General features: G+C 68.2%; 17 protein-coding genes. 13 read left to right on the top strand and 4 right to left on the bottom strand.

The genetic code is table 11. From position 1 onward, the window contains the following. Positions 1 to 18 precede the first annotated feature (18 nt). The 9 genes from TSB10GB4_RS15815 (at position 19) to TSB10GB4_RS15775 (ending at position 9,817) form a co-directional block, all read left to right on the top strand. Positions 19 to 942, top strand: a complete 924-nt coding sequence (locus tag TSB10GB4_RS15815; protein WP_186396508.1) for a dihydrodipicolinate synthase family protein — start codon at positions 19 to 21, stop codon at positions 940 to 942. Continuing rightward, entirely contained in the window at positions 939 to 2,108 is a 1,170-nt protein-coding gene (locus tag TSB10GB4_RS15810; protein ID WP_186396507.1) for a mandelate racemase/muconate lactonizing enzyme family protein, read from the top strand. The genes TSB10GB4_RS15815 and TSB10GB4_RS15810 overlap by 4 nt, the downstream gene beginning before the upstream one ends. 20 nt (positions 2,109 to 2,128) lie before the next feature. Then, positions 2,129 to 3,406, top strand: a complete 1,278-nt coding sequence (locus tag TSB10GB4_RS15805) for a sugar ABC transporter substrate-binding protein (RefSeq protein ID WP_186396506.1) — start codon at positions 2,129 to 2,131, stop codon at positions 3,404 to 3,406. A gap of 89 nt (positions 3,407 to 3,495) precedes the next feature. Further along, entirely contained in the window at positions 3,496 to 4,404 is a 909-nt protein-coding gene (locus TSB10GB4_RS15800) for a carbohydrate ABC transporter permease (protein ID WP_186386570.1), read from the top strand. Positions 4,405 to 4,417: 13 nt separating this feature from the next. Next, complete coding sequence (locus TSB10GB4_RS15795; protein WP_186386571.1) at positions 4,418 to 5,248, top strand: carbohydrate ABC transporter permease; 831 nt, start codon at positions 4,418 to 4,420, stop codon at positions 5,246 to 5,248. Between the two features lie 3 nt (positions 5,249 to 5,251). After that, positions 5,252 to 6,358: an ABC transporter ATP-binding protein gene (locus TSB10GB4_RS15790; RefSeq protein WP_186396505.1), complete on the top strand. Its 1,107-nt coding sequence runs from the start codon at positions 5,252 to 5,254 to the stop codon at positions 6,356 to 6,358. Next, positions 6,358 to 7,347: an NAD(P)-dependent oxidoreductase gene (locus TSB10GB4_RS15785; RefSeq protein ID WP_186396504.1), complete on the top strand. Its 990-nt coding sequence runs from the start codon at positions 6,358 to 6,360 to the stop codon at positions 7,345 to 7,347. The genes TSB10GB4_RS15790 and TSB10GB4_RS15785 overlap by 1 nt, the downstream gene beginning before the upstream one ends. Beyond that, positions 7,323 to 9,053, top strand: coding sequence for an SMP-30/gluconolactonase/LRE family protein (locus TSB10GB4_RS15780; protein WP_186396503.1), 1,731 nt, complete (start codon positions 7,323 to 7,325; stop codon positions 9,051 to 9,053). The genes TSB10GB4_RS15785 and TSB10GB4_RS15780 overlap by 25 nt, the downstream gene beginning before the upstream one ends. Beyond that, entirely contained in the window at positions 9,050 to 9,817 is a 768-nt protein-coding gene (locus TSB10GB4_RS15775; protein WP_186396502.1) for an SDR family NAD(P)-dependent oxidoreductase, read from the top strand. Before TSB10GB4_RS15780 ends, TSB10GB4_RS15775 begins: the two co-directional genes overlap by 4 nt. A 4-nt stretch (positions 9,818 to 9,821) precedes the next feature. Here TSB10GB4_RS15775 and TSB10GB4_RS15770 read toward each other — a convergent pair whose 3' ends face one another. Then, the gene (locus TSB10GB4_RS15770) at positions 9,822 to 10,181 is read right to left on the bottom strand and encodes a DMT family protein (protein ID WP_186386576.1); all 360 of its coding nucleotides are present in this window, start codon (positions 10,179 to 10,181) and stop codon (positions 9,822 to 9,824) included. A gap of 300 nt (positions 10,182 to 10,481) precedes the next feature. On the opposite strand from TSB10GB4_RS15770, the gene TSB10GB4_RS15765 reads away from it, so the two are divergent. Continuing rightward, positions 10,482 to 11,285: an IclR family transcriptional regulator gene (locus tag TSB10GB4_RS15765; RefSeq protein ID WP_186396501.1), complete on the top strand. Its 804-nt coding sequence runs from the start codon at positions 10,482 to 10,484 to the stop codon at positions 11,283 to 11,285. On the opposite strand, the gene TSB10GB4_RS15760 is transcribed toward TSB10GB4_RS15765, so the two are convergent. The 3 genes from TSB10GB4_RS15760 to TSB10GB4_RS15750 are packed head-to-tail and all read right to left on the bottom strand — an operon-like array spanning position 11,239 to position 14,686. Continuing rightward, the gene (locus TSB10GB4_RS15760; RefSeq protein WP_186396500.1) at positions 11,239 to 12,201 is read right to left on the bottom strand and encodes a DMT family transporter; all 963 of its coding nucleotides are present in this window, start codon (positions 12,199 to 12,201) and stop codon (positions 11,239 to 11,241) included. The genes TSB10GB4_RS15765 and TSB10GB4_RS15760 overlap by 47 nt on opposite strands. Positions 12,202 to 12,203: 2 nt before the next feature. Next, on the bottom strand, positions 12,204 to 13,904 hold the full coding sequence (locus tag TSB10GB4_RS15755) for an FAD-dependent oxidoreductase (protein ID WP_186396499.1): 1,701 nt from the start codon (positions 13,902 to 13,904) through the stop codon (positions 12,204 to 12,206). A gap of 29 nt (positions 13,905 to 13,933) precedes the next feature. After that, positions 13,934 to 14,686 carry an SDR family NAD(P)-dependent oxidoreductase gene (locus TSB10GB4_RS15750; RefSeq protein ID WP_186396498.1) on the bottom strand — a complete coding sequence of 251 codons (753 nt, stop codon included), beginning with the start codon at positions 14,684 to 14,686 and terminating at the stop codon, positions 13,934 to 13,936. Positions 14,687 to 14,853: 167 nt separating this feature from the next. On the opposite strand from TSB10GB4_RS15750, the gene TSB10GB4_RS15745 reads away from it, so the two are divergent. The 3 genes from TSB10GB4_RS15745 to TSB10GB4_RS15735 all read left to right on the top strand — a co-directional run bounded on the left by TSB10GB4_RS15745 (position 14,854) and on the right by TSB10GB4_RS15735 (position 17,902). Further along, on the top strand, positions 14,854 to 15,885 hold the full coding sequence (locus tag TSB10GB4_RS15745; protein ID WP_186396497.1) for a TRAP transporter substrate-binding protein: 1,032 nt from the start codon (positions 14,854 to 14,856) through the stop codon (positions 15,883 to 15,885). Positions 15,886 to 15,989: 104 nt separating this feature from the next. Further along, a complete protein-coding gene (locus TSB10GB4_RS15740; RefSeq protein ID WP_186386582.1) occupies positions 15,990 to 16,562 on the top strand; it encodes a TRAP transporter small permease subunit in 573 nt (190 codons plus the stop codon). After that, positions 16,562 to 17,902: a TRAP transporter large permease subunit gene (locus TSB10GB4_RS15735; RefSeq protein WP_186396496.1), complete on the top strand. Its 1,341-nt coding sequence runs from the start codon at positions 16,562 to 16,564 to the stop codon at positions 17,900 to 17,902. Before TSB10GB4_RS15740 ends, TSB10GB4_RS15735 begins: the two co-directional genes overlap by 1 nt. The last annotated feature ends 70 nt before the right edge of the window (positions 17,903 to 17,972 follow it).

Raw genomic sequence — 17,972 nt, 5'->3', positions numbered from 1 at the left:
ATATTGGACATAGACGACATGACTGACCTCGCCGGCATCCTTCCGGTTCTCCCGACGCCCTTCACGCAAGACGGAAAGGTCGATCTTCCGGCGATGCGCCGCCTGGTTCGCTTCGCGCTCGATTGCGGCGTCGACGGCGTCGTCTTCCCAGGCTTCGCCAGCGAGGTGGAGCAGTTGGAGGCGGGCGAGCGGGCCGAGCTGCTGGCCTTGGCGGCGCAGGAGGTCGGCGGCAAGGTGCCGGTGGTGGCCGGCGCCAGCGCACCGAGCGCCGCGGACGTGATCGCCCATGGCCGCGTCGCGGCCTCCGTCGGCGTCGCCTGGCTGATGATCCAGCCGCCGGTCGCCATCGGCCGCGAGGCCGGCACGGTGACGGCGTTCATGAGCGAGGTGGCGGCCGGTCTGCCGGAGGCGCGCATCGTGCTGCAGAATGCGCCGGCGCCGCGCGGCTCCGACATCGCGCCGCAGACCCTGGTGGAGGTGGCGCGCGCCGTGCCGCAGATCGCCTACATCAAGGAAGAGACCTTGCCGGCGGGGCCGGCGATCAGCCATCTGCTCGCCCATCGGCCGCAGACGCTGGCCGGCGTGATCGGCGGGGGCGGGGCGCGCTACATTCTCGATGAATATGCGCGCGGCGCCTGCGCGGCGATGCCGGCCATCGAGATCGCCGACGAGCATGTGGCGCTCGACCGGGCCTGGCGGGCCGGGCGCATCGCCGAGGCGCGGGAGATCTATGTGCGGACCCTGCCGCTGCTGACGCTGCAGGCGGTCTATCGCATGCGCCTGACCAAGCATGTGATGATCCGCCGCGGCGTGCTGGAGAACACCGTGGTGCGCGCACCCACGCCGGAGCTCGACGGCCCGGCGAGCGCGGATATCGATGCCAACCTTGCCGCGCTCGGCATCGGCGCGCCGCAGGCCGCTGTCGCCGGGGGTGCCCGATGAGCGATAGCGTCCGCAGCATCGAGGTCTTCACGCTGACGCAGACGCGGGACACGCCCTATCTCGGCACCGCCCGCAAGGGCGAGGAGCCGAATGCGCGCGGCTATCTGGTGCGCAAGGGCAACCGCACCGTCTATCCGACCTTCGATCGCAGCGTGCTCTTGCGCATCGAGACCCGCGACGGCGTTGTCGGCTGGGGCGAGACCTACGGCCTCGTCGCGCCCGGCGCCGTTGGCGAGATCGTCAAGGACCTGCTCGCCGACTTCACCAAGGGCCGCGATCCGACAGGCCCCTCGGCGATCTACGACGACCTCTACGACCTGATGCGGGTGCGCGGCTATACGGGGGGCTTCTATGTCGACGCGCTCGCCGCCATCGACATCGCCCTGTGGGACATTGCCGGGCAGATCGCCGGCGAGCCGGTGGCGGAGCTGCTGGGCGGCGACCGCTCGAAGGCGATCCCGGCCTATGTCTCGGGCCTGCCCGAGGCGACCCGCAAGGCCCGCGCCGAGCTCGCCCTCGCCTGGCAGGCGCGCGGCTTCGATGCGTTCAAGTTTGCAACGCCGGTCGCCGACGACGGGCCGGCGGCGGAGATGGAGACCTTGCGCGCGGCGCTCGGCCCCAATGCGCGGATCGCCGCCGACATGCACTGGAACCAGAGCGCCGACGAGGCGCTGGCCCTGATCGAGGCGATGAAGCCGCACGGGCTGTGGTTCGCCGAGGCGCCGGTCTACACCGAGGACATTGCCGGTCTGGAGCGGGTCACGAAGGGCACGGACGTAGCCATCGCCGTCGGCGAGGAATGGCGCACGGTCTGGGACATGCGCCACCGGGTGGAGCGCTGCCGCATCGCCATCGTCCAGCCGGAGATGGGGCACAAGGGCATCACCAACTTCACCCGCATCGGCGCCTTGGCGGCGGAGCGGGGGATCGAGGTGATCCCGCACGCGACCATCGGCGCCGGCATTTTCCTGGCGGCCAGCCTGCAGGCGAGCGCCTCGCTGCCGACGCTGACCGGCCACGAGTTCCAGCATTCGATCTTCGAACCCAATCGGCGCCTCCTTGCAGGTGACATGGACTGCGCGGGGGGCGTCTACCGCCTCCCGACCGGTCCGGGTCTTGGGGTGCGTCCGTCGGAGGAAGCGCTGCGGCTGATGCAGCGGATATAAAACCAAGTGGAGGAAACGCGATGACCACGACTTTCGGGCGGTTCGTCAGGACCGCAACTGCCGCGGCCCTGCTCTCGGCGACGATGCTGTCGCCGGCGCTGGCCGACACGACCTTGAAATTCGTCTCCTGGCAGGTGGACGATGCCGGCACCGGCGACTGGTGGAAGGCCGCCATCGCCGCCTTCGAGGAGGCCAATCCGGGTGTGAAGGTGGAGTTCACCAAGGTCGAGCGGGCGGCCTATGCCGACACGATGACGACGCTGTTCGCCGGCGGCCAGCCGCCGCATATCGTCCATCTCGCCTCGTTCGAGTTCCAGGCCTTCGCCGAGAACGGCTGGATGGAGAATCTCGGCCCCTGGCTCGACAAGGACGGCATCGACATGACCGGCTGGGCCGGCCAGGGCAAGTGCATGTGGAACGGCGAGACCGCCTGCATCATGATGAACTACTTCGGCTTCATCATGGCCTACAACAAGGCGCTCCTGGAGCAGGAGGGCCTGTCGGTTCCCACCACCTATGCCGAGTTCCTCGAGGTCGCCCGCAAGACCACCAAGGACTTCAACGGCGACGGCATCACCGACCAGTACGGCACCGGCCACGAGACCAAGGGCGGCGCCGGCCAGTACCTGACCGAGATGCTGAGCTACATTCTTGACGCCGGCGCCTACTGGACCGACGCGGACGGCAACGTCACCATCGACACGCCCGAGATGGTCGAGGGCCTGACCCGCTGGAAGACCATCGTCAAGGAAGGCCTCACCCCGATCGACCTGTCCGCCGGCGACATCCGCAAGCTCTTCGCCGACGGCAAGATCGCCCTGCGCCTCGACGGGCCGTGGCTCTACGGCATCATGCAGAACGGCGCCGCCGCTGCCGACACGGTCGTCGCAGAGCCGGCCTTCACCCCGCCGGTCGGCGGCTCGTCCAATGTGCTCGGCATGGCGAGCGAGATCCCGGACGGGGAAAAGGCGCTGGTCTGGGACTTCATCAAGCTGGTGATGTCGCCGGAATGGCAGCGCAAATACGCCACCATCGGCAAGAACACCCCGCCGAGCCCTGTCGCCGACGTCTCCGGCGTCGAGCAGGACGTGCCGCATTTCCCCTTGCTCATCAAGACGATGATGGCGGCCTCCGATGCCGGCGTCGACCGCATCCCGACCGGCCTTGAGATCCAGTACAACGAGTTCGGCAAGATGGTGCAGGAAGAGGTCCAGCGCATGCTGATCCAGGATCTCGACCCGGCCGAGGTGGTCAAGGTCATGCAGGCGCGGGCCGAGGCCATCAAGAACGGCGGCTGACCGTCTCTCCGCGGCCGGCTCCCGCCGATGGGAGCCGGCTTGTCCCTTCGATCCTGCGCCGCGGCGCTGCGCCCGCGGCAGGAGGTTGCATGTCACGAGTCCGGCTCTTCGATCTGGCCAGGCCGAGCCGTCAGCATCTCATGGGCTATATTCTGCTCGCCCCCGCGGTGCTGTTGGTCGGCCTGATCATCGTCTATCCCCTGATCATCTCGATCGACCTGTCGCTGCAGGCGGTCAAGCTGCCGCGCATCGGCGCCCCGCGCGCGCCCTTCACCACGGCCAATTACGAGCGGCTGTTCGCCTCCAGCGAGTTCTGGATGGCCTGCTGGGTGACGCTGAAGCTCGTCGTCGTGGTGACCGCCGGCAGCCTGATCACCGGCGTCTCGACCGCGCTGCTGGTCAACAACCGGTTCCGCGGGCGTACGCTCGCCCGCCTTGCCATGGCGCTGCCCTGGGCGGTGCCGGAGGTGATCGCGGTGGTGATCTTCGCCTGGATCTTCGACAGTTCCTTCGGGTTGATGAGTTGGCTGCTGGTCAAGCTCGGCCTCTCCAACGGCATGGTCGCCTGGGTGTCGACGCCGGGCGCCGCCTTCTGGGCGGTGGCGATCACCATGATCTGGAAGGGCTTTCCCTTCGTCTCGATCATGACGCTGGCCGGCCTGCAGTCGATCCCGACCGACTTCTACAATGCCGCCAAGGTCGACGGGGCCAACGTCTTCCAGCGCTTCCGCTGGATCACCCTGCCGCTTCTGATGCCGGTGCTCGGCGTCACGCTGGTGCTGGTCATCCTGTGGGTGTTCCGAGACTTCTCGATCATCAAGGTGCTGACCGAGGGCGGGCCGCTGAAGTCGACCCAGACCCTGTCGATCATGACCTACGACCAGGCCTTCGGCTTCTTCAACTTCGGCTATGCCTCGGCGGTGGGCGTCGTCACGCTGGTCATCTGCGTCGTCGCCAGCCTGCTGATGCTCGGCCGCCAGACCCGCGCCATGTATTGAGGAAGGGGACGACATGAACCGCACGCCTCTGCAAAGCCTGGCGCTCTACGGCACCGTCATCCTGCTCGCCGCGCTGATCCTGTTTCCGGTCTACTGGCTGCTGGTGACGGCGATTTCGACCTCGGCGGAGCTGTCGCAACTGCCGCCCAGCTTCTGGCCGGACGATGCCCAGTGGAGCACCTTCGCCAAGGTCTGGGAGGAGCGGCCGATCCCGCTCTGGCTGCTCAACTCGATGCTGGCGGCGATCGGCTCGGTCGCGCTGTCGATGGTGGTCTCGGTGCTGGCGGGCTATGCCCTGTCGCGCTTCTCGATCCGCGGCGGCCATTCGCTCGGCCTGTTCATCCTGACGGCGAAGATGCTGCCGGCGACGCTGCTGGTGATCCCGCTGTTCTCGATCTTCCGCAACTTCGGGATGATCGGCAGCCTGTGGACGCTGGTGCTGGCGCATTCGACGCTGATCATTCCCTTCACCACATGGATGCTGAAGGGCTATTTCGACACGATCCCGCGCGAGCTGGAACAGGCGGCGATGGTCGACGGCTGCTCGCCGATGGGGGCGATGGTGCGGGTCGTGCTCCCCGTTGCCACCCCCGGACTGGCGGCGACCTCGCTCTATGCCTTCGTGCTGAGCTGGGCCGACTACGCCTATGCGCGGACCTTCCTCGTCAACGCGCCCGGCAGTTGGACCGCCAATCTCGGCATCACGACGATGCGCGGCGAATACACCACCGACTGGAACGAGATTTCGGCCGCGGCCGTCTTCGTCGCCGTTCCGATCATCGTCATCTACCTGTTCCTTGAGCGCTACCTGGTCGGCGGACTGACGGCGGGCGCGGAGAAGTAATCCATGGCCAATATCTCCATTCGAAACGTCCACAAGAGCTACGGCGCACACGAGGTGCTGAAGCCGTTCTCGCTCGAGATCGCGGACGGCGAGTTCATCGTGCTGGTCGGCCCGTCCGGCTGCGGCAAGTCGACGATGCTGAAGATCCTCGCGGGCCTCGAGCCGGCGAGTGGCGGCGCCATCCATCTCGGCGAGCGGGAGGTCACCGACCTTGCTCCCGGCGACCGCGACATCGCCATGGTGTTCCAGAACTACGCGCTCTATCCGCATCTGACCGTGCGCGAGAACATCGGCTTCGGGCTGAAGATGCGCGGCACGCCCAAGGCCGAGATCGAGCGCCGGGTGCTGGAGGCCGCGCGCATCCTGGAGGTGGAGAAATATCTCGACCGCCGGCCGAAGGACCTGTCCGGCGGCCAGCGCCAGCGCGTCGCGCTGGGCCGGGCCATCGTGCGCCAGCCGCTCGCCTTCCTGATGGACGAGCCGCTGTCCAATCTCGACGCCAAGCTGCGCGTCCACATGCGCGCCGAGATCGGCGCGCTGCATCAGCGACTCGGCGTCACCACAGTCTATGTCACCCACGACCAGATCGAGGCGATGACCATGGCCGACCGGGTGGTGATCATGCGCGACGGCGTGATCCAGCAGATCGCCGATCCCGACACGCTGTTCCAGCGGCCCGACAATCTCTTCGTCGCCGGCTTCATCGGCTCGCCGGGCATGAACTTCCTCTCCGCCGATGTGGAGCGGTCGGCAGGCGGGGCGGCGATCACCCTGTTCGGCAACCGGATCGCCGTCGACGAGGCGCGCCTTAGCGGCGCCTCGACCGTCATCGCCGGCATCCGGCCGGAGCATTTCCGCCTCGGCGAGGGCCCTGCGACCTTCGCCATCCGTCCGAGCCTGGTCGAAAGCCTCGGCTCGGAGAAATACGTCTATTTCGACGGAGGCGAGCACATGGTCGCGGCCGGCGAGAGCGAGGACGACAAATCGAAGGGCCTGATCGCCCGGCTCGCCCATTCCGGCCCGATGGCGGAAGGCGAGGGCCTCGTCCTGTCCTTCGATCCGGCCGAACTGCATCTCTTCGATGCAATGAGCGAAAAGGCGCTGCGCTGATGCTGGTTCTCGTCACGGGAAGCTCCGGCCGCGTCGGCCGGGCAACAGTCGCGGCCCTGCGCGCCGCCGGCTGCCGGGTGCGCGGCTTCGACCTGCGTGCGTCCAACCTGCATCAATCAGGCGCTGATCTCGACGAGGTGGTCGGCAGCTTCGAGGATGCGGCGGCCTGCGCCCGCGCGGTTGCGGGCACGGATGCGGTGCTGCATCTGGGCGCTTTCATGTCCTGGGTGCCGGCCGAGCGCACGGCGATGTTCCGCGCCAATGTCGAGGGAACGCGGGTGCTGCTCGACGCGGCGGCCGACGCCGGCGTGCGCCGCTTCGTCTTCGCCAGCTCCGGCGAGGTCTATCCGGAGAACGCGCCGCTGGTCCTCCCCGTTACCGAGGAGCATCCGCTGCGGGCGAACAGCCCTTACGGCCTGACCAAGCTGCTCGGCGAGGATCTGGTCTCCTTCCACCAGCGCATCGGCAGTTTCGAGACGGTGATCCTGCGCTTTTCCCATACGCAGGATGCGAGCGAGTTGCTCGACCCCGACAGCGTCTTCTCCGGCCCGCGCTTCTTTCTGCAACCGCGCATCCGCCAGCAGGAGCGCATGGGCAACACGGCCGTCGCCGAGTTGCTGCGTGCGGCCGACCCCGGACGGCCCGCTCATGTGCTCGCCCGCAATGCCGCCGGCAAACCGTTCCGGATGCACATCACCGACACCAGGGATATGGTGCAGGGCGTGCTGCTGGCGCTGGAATCGGACCGGGCGGCCGGGGGGATCTTCAATCTGGGGGCGAGCGAGCCCGTCGATTTCGAGCGGCTGCTGCCGGCGATGGCCGAAATCACGGGATTGCCCGTCGTCACCGTTGACCTGCCCGGCGCCGGCGTCGATTACCAGACCTCGAACGCAAGGATACGCGAGACGCTGGGGTTCGAGCCGGAATGGACGATCGATCGGATGTTGCAGGAGGCGGCGCGGACATGGCGGACGCGAGCACAGGCCTGAGCCCGTCCCGCAAGGACGTTCCCTCCGGCACGGCGGCGCTCGCCAAGGGCCTGACGCTGCTCGACATGGTGGCCGATGCGGAAACGCCGCTGCGCTTCGCCGACCTGCTGCGCCAGTCCGGCCTGCCCAAGCCGACCTTCGCGCGCATCCTGCGCACGCTGATCGCCTTCGGCCTGGTGCGCCAGAACGAGGAGCGCGGCACCTATGTCATCGGGCCGCGCTTCCTGGAACTGTCGCACCGGGTGTGGGACACGTTCGACCTGCCGACCGCCGCCGCCCCCGAGCTGGAGCGCCTGTCGGCCGAACTCGGCGAGACGGTGGCGCTGTGCCGGCTCGACGGCGACCAGGTGCAGTATCTCGACGAGCGCTCGGGCGACGGGCTCGGCGTCCGGGTCGATACCGGCCGGCGCGTGCCACTGCATTGCACCGCCGCCGGCAAGGTGCTGGTCGCCTTCCAGGAACCGGGTTTCGCCCGCGCGCTGCTGGAGCGGCTCACCCTCGACCGCTTCACGCCGCGCACCATCACGACGCTGGAGGCCTTGCAGGCCGACCTGACGCTGACCCGCGCGCGCGGCTATTCGGTTTCCTATGAGGAACACCTCACCGGCGTGAACTCCGTCGCCGTCGCCATCGCCGGCAAGGACGGCACGCCCATCGGCGCGCTGGTCGCACTCGGACCCTCATCGCGGCTCGACACGTCGCATATCCACCCGGTCGGACGCGAGTTGATCGCTGCCGCCCGCAGGATCACCGGCGCTGCCGGCGCCATCGCCATCAGTTCCCGCCCGCGCCCGCGCACCAGCCAGTCGCAGACGCCGGTCGATCTCGCCTGCGTCCTGCCCTGGGGCGCACAGCTCGGCGAGGCGCCGGTCTGGGACCCGGCCGCCCGCAGCCTTTACTGGGTCGATATCCTGCATCCGGCGGTCTACCGCTTCGATCCTTTGAGTGGCCTCAACGAGACCTGCGAGACCGGCAAGCTGGTGAGTTCGGTGATGCCCTGCGCCGACGGCTCGCTGGCGGTGGCGACACAGGACGGCATCGAGTTCCTGGATTTTGCCTCCGGCGCCTTGCAGCCGCTGGTCGACCCGGAAGCGGGCATCCCGGAGAACCGGCTCAACGATGCCAAGGTCGGCCCCGGCGGGGCGATCTGGGTCGGCTCCATGCGGCTCGATGCCAGCAAGCCGAGCGGCGCGCTCTACCGGGTCGCCGCCGACGGCACGGTGACGCGCAAGGAAAGCGGCATCTCGGTCAGCAACGGCATGGCCTGGAGCCCGGACAACCGGGTCTTCTACTTCGTCGATACGGTGCCGGGCCTGATCTACGCCTATGATTTCGAGCCCGGCAAGGGCACGCTCGGCAACCGCCGGGTCCTTGCCCGCATCCCGGAAAGCGAGGGCCGCCCGGACGGCATCGCCGTCGACAGCGAGGGCGGCGTGTGGTGCGCGATCTGGGACGGCTGGCGGGTCAACCGCTACCTGCCGGACGGGCGGCACGAGCGCAGCATCGAGCTTCCCGTTCCGCGCCCGACCAGCGTCGCCTTCGGCGGCGAGGGGCTGGCGACGCTCTACATCACCAGCGCCCGTACGCGCCTGCCGGCCTCGACCCTGTCCGAGGCGCCGCTGTCCGGCGGCCTCTTCGCCTGTACGCCCGGCCTTGCCGGCGTGCCGATCACCCTGTTCGACCGCAAGGGCCGGGGCGCTGCATGAGTACGCTCGAGACGATTTTCGGCCTTCACGGCCGCGTTGCGCTGGTCACCGGCTCGAGCCGGGGCATCGGCGCGGCCATCGCCGTCGGCCTTGCCGGAGCGGGCGCCACGGTGGTGGTGCACGGCCAGAGTGTTGACGCGACCGCAGCGACCGTCGCCGCCATCAAGGCGGGCGGCGGCACGGCGCTCGCCTTTGCCGCCGACCTTGCCGAGCGCGGCGCGGGCCGGCGTCTGGTGGAGGAGGCGGAGGCCCGGCTCGGACATCTCGACATCCTCGTCGTCAATGCCTCGGCCCAGGTCAACGCGGAGCTTGCCGATCTCACCGAGGCGGATTTCGACCTGCAGGTGGCGGTCAACCTGCGCTCCACCGTGGAGATGCTGCAGGCCGGCCTGCCGCGCATGGCGGCGCGCGGCTGGGGCCGGGTCGTCAGCATCGGCTCGATCAACCAGCTCCGGCCCAAGGCCATCGTCACCGCCTATGCGGCGACCAAGGCCGCCCAGCACAACCTGATCCAGAGTCAGGCGCGCGACTATGCCCGCCATGGCGTGCTGCTCAACACGCTGGCGCCCGGCCTCGTCGATACCGACCGCAATGCGGGGCGCAAGGCGGCCGACCCCAAGGGCTGGGACGACTATGTGCGCGGCCTCAACTGGATGGGCCGGGCCGGGCGCACGGAGGAAATGGTCGGCGCGGCGATCTTCCTTGCGTCTGACGCCTGCAGCTTCATGACCGGCGAGAGCATCGTCCTGTCCGGCGGCTATTGAGCTCTCACGGCTTGTAGAAGATCAGCCCGGCGCCGGCGACGATCAGCGTGAAGCCGGCGAGATGCGTCCAGCGCAGCGGCTCGCCCAGAAACCAGATCGAGAACACGGCAAAGACGCTGAGCGTGATGACCTCCTGGATGGTCTTCAGCTCGGCGGCGCTGAAATGGCCGTGGCCGATGCGGTTGGCCGGGACCTGCAGCACATATTCGAAGAAGGCGATGCCCCAGCTCACCAGGATGACGACGACGAGCGGCGAGCTCTTGAACTTCAGGTGCCCGTACCAGGCGAAGGTCATGAAGATGTTCGAGGCGAGCAGCAGGCCGATCGTGACGAAGGGCACGTAGGAGAGATTGGCAAACGGCATCGGGGGATCCACCGCCAGCGCAGGGACACGCCTGCCGGGCGGCGCGGTCGCCCGGTGCGGCATCGACCCGGACATCCGGTTCTCGTCGCGCCCCCGGCGCGGCGGAGAGGCGGAGCGATTCGACGGCGGCGAAGATAGCGCCGTTTGATGCGGGGAAAAGGGGAAACACGCGGCTCCGATCCGTATGCGGGCTCTCAGTCGAGGACCATCCGGCGACATTCTCGACCGGCGATGGAATTGCCGCTAAGAGTGAGTCGCATCGGTTGTTTCGTTTCCGCAAGACTATTGAGGGAGTTGCGTGTGGGTGCTGACGCAACGTCGAAGCCGCGAGCGCCGCGCGGCGTCCAGTCCGTCGAGACCGGCGGCGCCATCCTGATGGCGCTGGCCCAGGCCGGCGGCCCGCTGAAGCTGAAGGACCTTGCCGAGGCGCTCGGCATGGCCGCCGCGCAGTTGCATCCCTACCTGGTCAGCTTCCGCAATATCAACATGGTCGAGCAGACCGAGACCGGCCAGTACCAGCTCGGCCCCTTCGCCCTGTGGCTGGGCCTCACGCGGCTGCGCAACCAGAACGCCTATCGCGAGACGCTGCGCCGGGTGCCGGCGCTGGCCGAGGAACTGGGGCTGATGGTGGCGATCAGCGTCTGGGGCCTGCACGGGCCGACCATCGTCTATATTGAGGAGACGGCGGCGCGCATCCATTCCAACGTCGCGGTCGGCGGCACCTTCATGGTGACGATGACAGCGACCGGCAAGATCTTCGCCGCCTTCCTGCCGAAGTCGACCACCGAGCCGCTGGTCCGCGCCGAGTTGCAGGGCATCGAGCCCTCGCTCTACGGCATCCCGATGGTCGACGAGGCGACGTTCCGCAAGGAGGTCGCCTCGGCTTGCAAGAAGGGCTACTCGATCACCCGCGATGCGCCGATCCCCGGCGTCAGCGCCATCGCCGCGCCGGTCTTCGACCATACCGGCATCATCCAGCTTTCGGTCACGGTGATCGGCCCGACCAACTATATCGATCTCGCCGAGGACGGGCCGTGCCTCAAGCGGCTGATCGAGTTCACGAGCGACCTGTCCCGCGATCTCGGCCATATCCCGCCCGCCTGATGAGCGCGCCGGCAAGGTCGAGCGACAGGATCAGGCCGCTCGCGGCGATGGCGACGCCGGCAAGCTGCATGGCGCTCGGCCACTGACCGGCGATCGGGATCGCCAGCAGCACCGCCAGCGGCGGGATCATCGCCGGGAAGAGGCCGGCAAGGCCCGAGCCCAGCCGGCTGATCGCCGCCGCGTAGAGGACGATCGCAAGGCTCCCGCCGAGCGCACCCTGATAGAAGGCCTGTTCGAGCCACATGCCGGCCGGCAGGCGCGCCGGTTCGAGAAACACCAGATAGACCGGCAGCAGCACGACGGTGGTGGTCGCCGAGGCCGCACCGATCGCCTCAACGGCGGGGAGCCGCCAGCGGCCGAGAAGATAGGTGAAAACACCCCACAAGGTGCCCGAGCCGACGAAGCACAGGTCGCCGATCAGCGTCGCCGTGTCGGCCATCTTCGAGGGCGCGTTGTCGGCGGCGATCGCCGCCAGCCCGCCGATCAGCACGAGCATGCCGATCTTGCGGTTCAGCGTCATTTTCTGACCGTCGAGAACCACCGGCAGCAGGTTGGCGACGATGATCGTCATGCCCGGCGAGATCACCACCGCATGGGCCAGCGGCGCGATGCCGAAGCCGGTGTTGAACAGGAAGGCGAAGGGCGGACCCATGGTGATGGTCAGCAGCGCCAGCCGGGGCAGGGTGAGGCCGCTCATGCGCGAGCGGCGCAGCAGCATCAGCGGCGCCATCAGCAACGTCGCCCCGCCATAGCGGAGAAGGGCGAGGTCGGCGCTGGAAAAGCCGTCCGAGCGGCCGATATCGACGCCGACATTGTAGAAGGCCCAGGCAATGGCGGCCGAAAGGCCGAACAGGACGCCCGGCAGAAGGCGGCCCGGATGCCCCAGGCCGCCGGTGTCCCTGGTCGCGCGGGACATGGTCAGTCGTTGGCCCCGGCCATGTGGCGCGCGGCGATATAGCCGAAGGTGATCGCCGGGCCGAGGGTGATGCCGCCGCCGGGATAGTTGCCGCCCATGATGCTGAGCGCGTCGTTGCCGGCAGCATAAAGCCCGGCGATCGGCCGGCCCGCCTCGTCCAGCACGCGGGCGTTCCCGTCGGTCTTGAGGCCGGCGAAGGTGCCGAGATCGCCGATCACCAGCTTGACCGCGTAGAACGGGCCCTTTTCGACCGGAGCGACGCAGGGGTTGGGCAGGTGCTCGGGATCGCCGAGCGAGCGGTTGTAGGAGGTCGAACCCTTGTGGAACAGCGGATCCTCGCCCTTGCGGGCATGCTCGTTGAAGGCGGCGACGGTCTTCTCCAACTCAGTCGCGTCCGCGCCGATCTTCTGCGCCAGTTCACGCAGGCTCTTGCCCTCGAACAGGTAGCCGGAGCGGATATGGCCGCGATAGGGCACCGGCGCCGGCTTGACGAAGCCGAGGCCGTATTTGCGCAAGGTCTTGTGGTCGGCGATGAAGAAGGCGCAGATCTCGCCGCCCTCGGCCTCGCAGGCCTTGCGCATCGCCTGGCAGAAGTCGTGGTAGGAATCCGCCTCGTTGACGAAGCGCCGGCCCGAGCGCGTCACCGCGATGACGCCGGGCTTGGAGCGGTCGACGAAATGCGGGAAGACGCCGAGCGTGCCGTCGCGGCGCGGCGGCTGCGACACCGGCACCCAGGCCGCGGTGTTGGGCAGGTCGTCGCGGATCGCGCCGCCCGCGGCCGCGCCAAGGCGCAGGCCGTCGCCGGTGTTGCCCGGAGGGGCCGGCGAGACGTGCTCATGGCCGGACGGCGAATGCGGGAACAGCTCCTTGCGCCGCACCGCGTCCTGCGGGAAGCCGCCGGCGGCCAGCACCACGCCCTTGCGCGCGGTGATCTCGACCGGGCCCTCGTCCGTGTCGACGATGGCGCCGGTGACGGTGCCGCGCTCGTCGCGCAGCAGCTCGCGCACCCCGGCGCGGGTCCAGATCGGCACGTTCATGTCGAAGCAGGACCTGGCGAGACGCCCCACCAGCGCGTTGCCGTTGACGAGGCGCATCGGCCGGCCGTGGAAGGCCATGTCCTTGAGGAACTTGAGGAACAGCTTGGCGACATAGAAGGCCGAGATCGGCGACTTGGTGACGCGGAAGAAGTGCAGCAGCTCCTTGCCCGAGCCGATCATCATGCCGAGGAAGGTGATCTCGGCGAGCGGCGGGCGCAGGCGGCGGATCTCCTTGCCGAGTTCGCGCCCGTCGAAGGGGCGGGCGACGATGGACCGTCCGCCCGGCATGCCGCCCGGCGCGTCCGGGTGGTAGTCGGCGAAGGTCGGGCCGAGGTCGAACTGCAGCGCGGTCTTCTCCTCGAAGAACTCGACCGCCTTGGGGCCGGCCTCCAGGAAGGCGTCGACGCGGGCCGGATCGAAGAACGCCCCGGTCTCGTGCTCCAGATAGGTGCGCGCCTTCTCGGGCGTGTCCTCGACGCCGGCGCGCTTCGCCGGACCGCTGCAGGGGATCCACATCCAGCCGCCCGACCGGGCGGTGGTGCCGCCGAACACCGGCTCCTTCTCCACCACCAGGACATCGAGCCGGCGATGGGCGGCCGAGACGGCGCTGGCGAGGCCGCCGGCGCCCGATCCGACGACGAGAACGTCGCAACTGTGCTTTTTCATTGGTGCAATTCCTTGAGGGGCGGGCCGGATCAGGCCGCCAGATAGCCGCCGTCGACGGGCAGGATGGCGCCGGTCACGTAGCTGGACATGTCGGAGGCGAGGAACAGGACGGGGCCGACGAGCTCCTCCGGCTGGCCGGTGCGCCCGAGCGGCGTATGCGCCATGAACCGGCCGATGGCCGCTTCGTTGCCGCGCGTGTGCTCGGTCATCGGCGTGTCGATGACGCCGGGAGCGATGGCGTTGACCCTGACGCCGCGCGGGGCGAATTCATGGGCCAGCGCCTTGGTGAACTGGGCGAGGGCGCCCTTGCTGGCGATATAGGCGGCAATGCCGGGCCCGGCCGACAGCGACATGATCGAGGCGAGATTGACGATCCGCCCGCCCGTCGCCTTGAGCTGCGCCGCGAAGGCCAGCACCATGTTGCGCGGCCCGTCGACATTGACGCGGAATGTCTGGTCCCACTCCGCCTCGAAGCCCGGATCGCCGAACCGGTGCCGCTTCAGGATGCCGGCATTGTTGACGAGGATGCGGGCAGCGCCCAGCTCCGCGCGGGTCTTTTCCGCGAAGGCGCGGGCGGCGTCCGGATCCGCGACGTCGCACCGCGCGCTCAAGGTCTTCACCCCCGCCTCGGCCGCCAGCGCGGCGGTCTGTGCGGCGGCGTCGGCGTTGATGTCGCACACCGCCACATGCGCGCCGGCCCGGGCAAGACCCAGCGCGATCGCCCGGCCATTCCCCTGTCCGGCGCCTGTCACGACGGCGACGGAGCCTTCAACTCCAATCATGGGCGTCTCCCGGAATTAGTGTATTGCTAATCAGTTTGATTATAGATAACACTTGAGTTAGGCAAGCGGGGGGTCGAAAAAAGCCACTCGCGCCTCGCCCGCCGCCGGACAGAGCGGCAGAAAAGCAAAGAGATGCCCCGTTCGGGGTGCGTTTTAGGGAGGTCCTGATGAAGGCACGGCTCGCAACCGCTGCTCTGGCGGCAACCATGCTTACCGCTGTTCCGGCGCTGGCCGACAGCTACGACCTGCAGAGCGTTTTCGGCCTGCAGGTGCCCTCGATCGGCCAGAGCCCGGTCAAGTGGGCCGAGCGCGTCAAGCTGATGACCGACGGCGCCATCGACATCAAGGTGCACGGCGCCGGCGATTTCGTGCCGCCGTTCGAAGTTTTCGAGGCGGTCAGCACCGGCGCGATCCCGATGGGCTTCGACTGGATCGGCTACTGGGCGAGCTCGATTCCGGTCGCCAATCTCGTCGGCTCGATGCCCTTCGGCCCGACCCCGGAAGTGGCGCTCGGCTGGATGTTCGAGGGCGGCGGCCTGGAGATCATCCAGAAGGCCTATGATCCGCACGGCGTGAAGATCATCCCGTGCCATCTCGTCGTGCCGGAGGCCGGCGGCTGGTTCAACAAGCAGATCAACACCGCCGAGGACTTCAAGGGCCTCAACATGCGCATCGCCGGCCTTGGCGGCCAGGCGCTCGCCCGCCTCGGCGCCAACACCCAGCTCGTACCGGCCGGCGAGATCTTCGTGTCGCTGGAGACCGGCCGCATCGACGCGACGGAGTTCTCCGCGCCGCAGCTCGACATCGGCTTCGGCTTCGAGAAGGTCGCCAAGACCTACTACTTCCCGGGCTGGCACCAGCCGTCGAGCTGGGACTCCATCATCGTCAACATGGGCGTGTGGAACGGCTTCACCGAGGGCCAGCAGCAGATCATGGTCGAGGCCTGCAAGGCCAACATCACGGCGAACCTTGCCGACCAGATCCACCAGCAGGCGATCGCCATCGCCAAGATCCGCGAGGCCGGCGTCGAGATCAAGCGCTTCCCCGACGAGGTGCTGGTGGCGCTGCGCGAGGCCTCCCATGCGGTGATGGAGGACGAGGCGGCCAAGGACGCGATCTTCAAGGAGGCGCTCGACTCGCTGAACGCCTATATCGAGCGCGTCGGCGAATGGGGTGAGTTGCAGGCGCTGCCGCGCTAAGCCAGTCTCACAGACCACTGATCGGACGGCATCCCGCGACGGGTGCCGTCCTTTCGCACTCAAACGCCCCGCAAGGTCACGCCCGCAAGGTGAGGGAGGTCGTCTTGTCCGAACTGAGCCGCAAGGCGGGAGAGGCGCTGTCCTTTCCCGGCAAGATCGTCGGCTGGCTGGTGCTGCCGCTGATCGTCTCCGTCTGTCTCGGCGTGCTGGCCGCCAAGGTCGGCACCAACCGGCTGGCCGACTGGGGCGTGCGCGTGCCGCTGTTCGACACCGGCGTCACCGTCAACACCCTGCTCGACCTGCAATGGCACATCTTCGCGCTGCTGGTGCTGTTCGGCGGCGTCTATGCCTATCGCGACCGCAGCCATGTCAGCGTCGACTTCCTCGCCTCCGGCTTTTCCGCCCGCACCAGGGCCGTGGTCGATCTGGTCTGCGACCTGATCTTCCTCTTGCCCTTCTGCCTCATCATCGTCTGGTTCGGCACCCGCTTCGCCCACCGGGCCTATGTCACCGGCGAGGGCTCGACCTATGGCGGCATGATCGACCGCTGGATGATCAAGGCCTGCATTCCGCTCGCCTTCTCGCTGCTCGGCCTTGCGGCCGTCAACCGCATCATCGGCACCGCGATCGCCCTGGCGCGCGGCGACTTCTCTGCCAAGGACAAGAAGGGCTCGTGATGGAAGACGCTTTCTGGCCGCTGCTGATGCTGCTCGGGCTGATGGGCGGCATCTTCGCGGGCTATCCCGTCGCCTTCGTCCTTGCCGGCATCGGCATCCTCTTCGCCGTGATGGCCGGCGTTCCGCTGATCTTCCTGTCGACCACCGTCGCGCGGATCTATTCCGGCACGCTGACCAACTGGCTGCTGATCGCCATTCCGCTCTTCGTCTTCATGGGGTTGATGCTGGAGCGCTCCGGCGTTGCCGAGCGGCTGCTGAAGTCGCTGGCCTCGGTGTTTCGCGGCATGCCGGGCGGCTATGCCTTCGCGGTCGCGATCATCGGCGTCGTCATGGCCGCCTCGACCGGCATCATCGGCGCCTCGGTGGTGCTGATGGGCATGATGGCGCTGCCGACCATGCTGCAGAACCGCTACGATCCGAAGATCGCTACCGGCCTGATCGCCGCGAGCGGCACGCTCGGCATCCTGATCCCGCCGAGCATCATGCTGATCGTGCTCGGCGACCAGTTGCGCGTGTCGGTCGGCGACCTGTTCATGGCCGCCGTCGGTCCGGGCCTGCTGCTCGGCCTGCTCTACATGCTCTACCTGGTTTTCGTCGCGGTTTTCCAGCCGCACCGCATGCCGGCGGCGCCGGCGGCCGATCCGCGGCCGTTCTGGCGGGCGGCGGCGAGCCTGGTGCTCGACCTGCTGGCGCCCGTGCTGCTGATCGTCTCAGTGCTCGGCACCATCGTCGCCGGCATCGCCACGCCGACCGAGTCCGCCGCCATCGGCGCGCTCGGCGCCATGGTGCTGGCCCTCGTGTCGCGCCAGCTCGACTGGGCAACGCTCTTTGCGGCCCTGCGCGACACCACCAAGACCACCGCGATGATCATCTTCGTCATGCTCGGCGCGACCGTCTTTTCCGTCGTCTTCCGCAAGCTCGGCGGCGATGCGCTGATCGCCGACCTGTTCTCGGTGCATGTGGAGCGGCCCTATGTGGTGATCATCATGATCATGGCGCTGGTCTTCGTGCTCGGCTTCTTTCTGGAATGGGTCGAGATCACGCTCGTCGTGGTGCCGATCGTCGCCCCCGTCGTCGCCGGGCTCGACTTCGGCCTGACGCCGGAGCAGACGCTGATCTGGTTCGCCATCGCGCTGGCGGTCAACCTGCAGACCTCGTTCCTGACCCCGCCCTTCGGCTATGCGCTGTTCTACCTGCGCGGCATCGCGCCGAAAGGCGTCTCCATCGGCACGATCTATCGCGGCGTCATTCCTTTCGTGATCCTGCAGGTCTCGGCGCTGGCGGCGGTGATCTGCTGGCCGCAGATCGCCCTCTACCTGCCGCTGGCCCTGTCGAAATAGCGCGCCGCCGGCCAGGTTCGGCGGCGGGGGATGAGTTAACTCTTTCGATTGTCATTCATAAATCGTTGGC

This window comes from Stappia sp. TSB10GB4, from assembly GCF_900185745.1.
Taxonomy (GTDB): domain Bacteria; phylum Pseudomonadota; class Alphaproteobacteria; order Rhizobiales; family Stappiaceae; genus Stappia.
The sequence above is the reverse complement of the archived record's forward strand: the minus strand, read 5'-3'. Positions and strand labels throughout refer to the sequence as shown.

Coding starts and splice junctions, on each gene's coding strand:
- TSB10GB4_RS15815 (WP_186396508.1), top strand. CDS start 19: ATGACTGACCTCGCCGGCATCCTTCCGGTTCTCCCGACGCCCTTCACG.
- TSB10GB4_RS15810 (WP_186396507.1), top strand. CDS start 939: ATGAGCGATAGCGTCCGCAGCATCGAGGTCTTCACGCTGACGCAGACG.
- TSB10GB4_RS15805 (WP_186396506.1), top strand. CDS start 2,129: ATGACCACGACTTTCGGGCGGTTCGTCAGGACCGCAACTGCCGCGGCC.
- TSB10GB4_RS15800 (WP_186386570.1), top strand. CDS start 3,496: ATGTCACGAGTCCGGCTCTTCGATCTGGCCAGGCCGAGCCGTCAGCAT.
- TSB10GB4_RS15795 (WP_186386571.1), top strand. CDS start 4,418: ATGAACCGCACGCCTCTGCAAAGCCTGGCGCTCTACGGCACCGTCATC.
- TSB10GB4_RS15790 (WP_186396505.1), top strand. CDS start 5,252: ATGGCCAATATCTCCATTCGAAACGTCCACAAGAGCTACGGCGCACAC.
- TSB10GB4_RS15785 (WP_186396504.1), top strand. CDS start 6,358: ATGCTGGTTCTCGTCACGGGAAGCTCCGGCCGCGTCGGCCGGGCAACA.
- TSB10GB4_RS15780 (WP_186396503.1), top strand. CDS start 7,323: ATGGCGGACGCGAGCACAGGCCTGAGCCCGTCCCGCAAGGACGTTCCC.
- TSB10GB4_RS15775 (WP_186396502.1), top strand. CDS start 9,050: ATGAGTACGCTCGAGACGATTTTCGGCCTTCACGGCCGCGTTGCGCTG.
- TSB10GB4_RS15770 (WP_186386576.1), bottom strand. CDS start 10,181: ATGCCGTTTGCCAATCTCTCCTACGTGCCCTTCGTCACGATCGGCCTG.
- TSB10GB4_RS15760 (WP_186396500.1), bottom strand. CDS start 12,201: ATGTCCCGCGCGACCAGGGACACCGGCGGCCTGGGGCATCCGGGCCGC.
- TSB10GB4_RS15755 (WP_186396499.1), bottom strand. CDS start 13,904: ATGAAAAAGCACAGTTGCGACGTTCTCGTCGTCGGATCGGGCGCCGGC.
- TSB10GB4_RS15750 (WP_186396498.1), bottom strand. CDS start 14,686: ATGATTGGAGTTGAAGGCTCCGTCGCCGTCGTGACAGGCGCCGGACAG.
- TSB10GB4_RS15745 (WP_186396497.1), top strand. CDS start 14,854: ATGAAGGCACGGCTCGCAACCGCTGCTCTGGCGGCAACCATGCTTACC.
- TSB10GB4_RS15735 (WP_186396496.1), top strand. CDS start 16,562: ATGGAAGACGCTTTCTGGCCGCTGCTGATGCTGCTCGGGCTGATGGGC.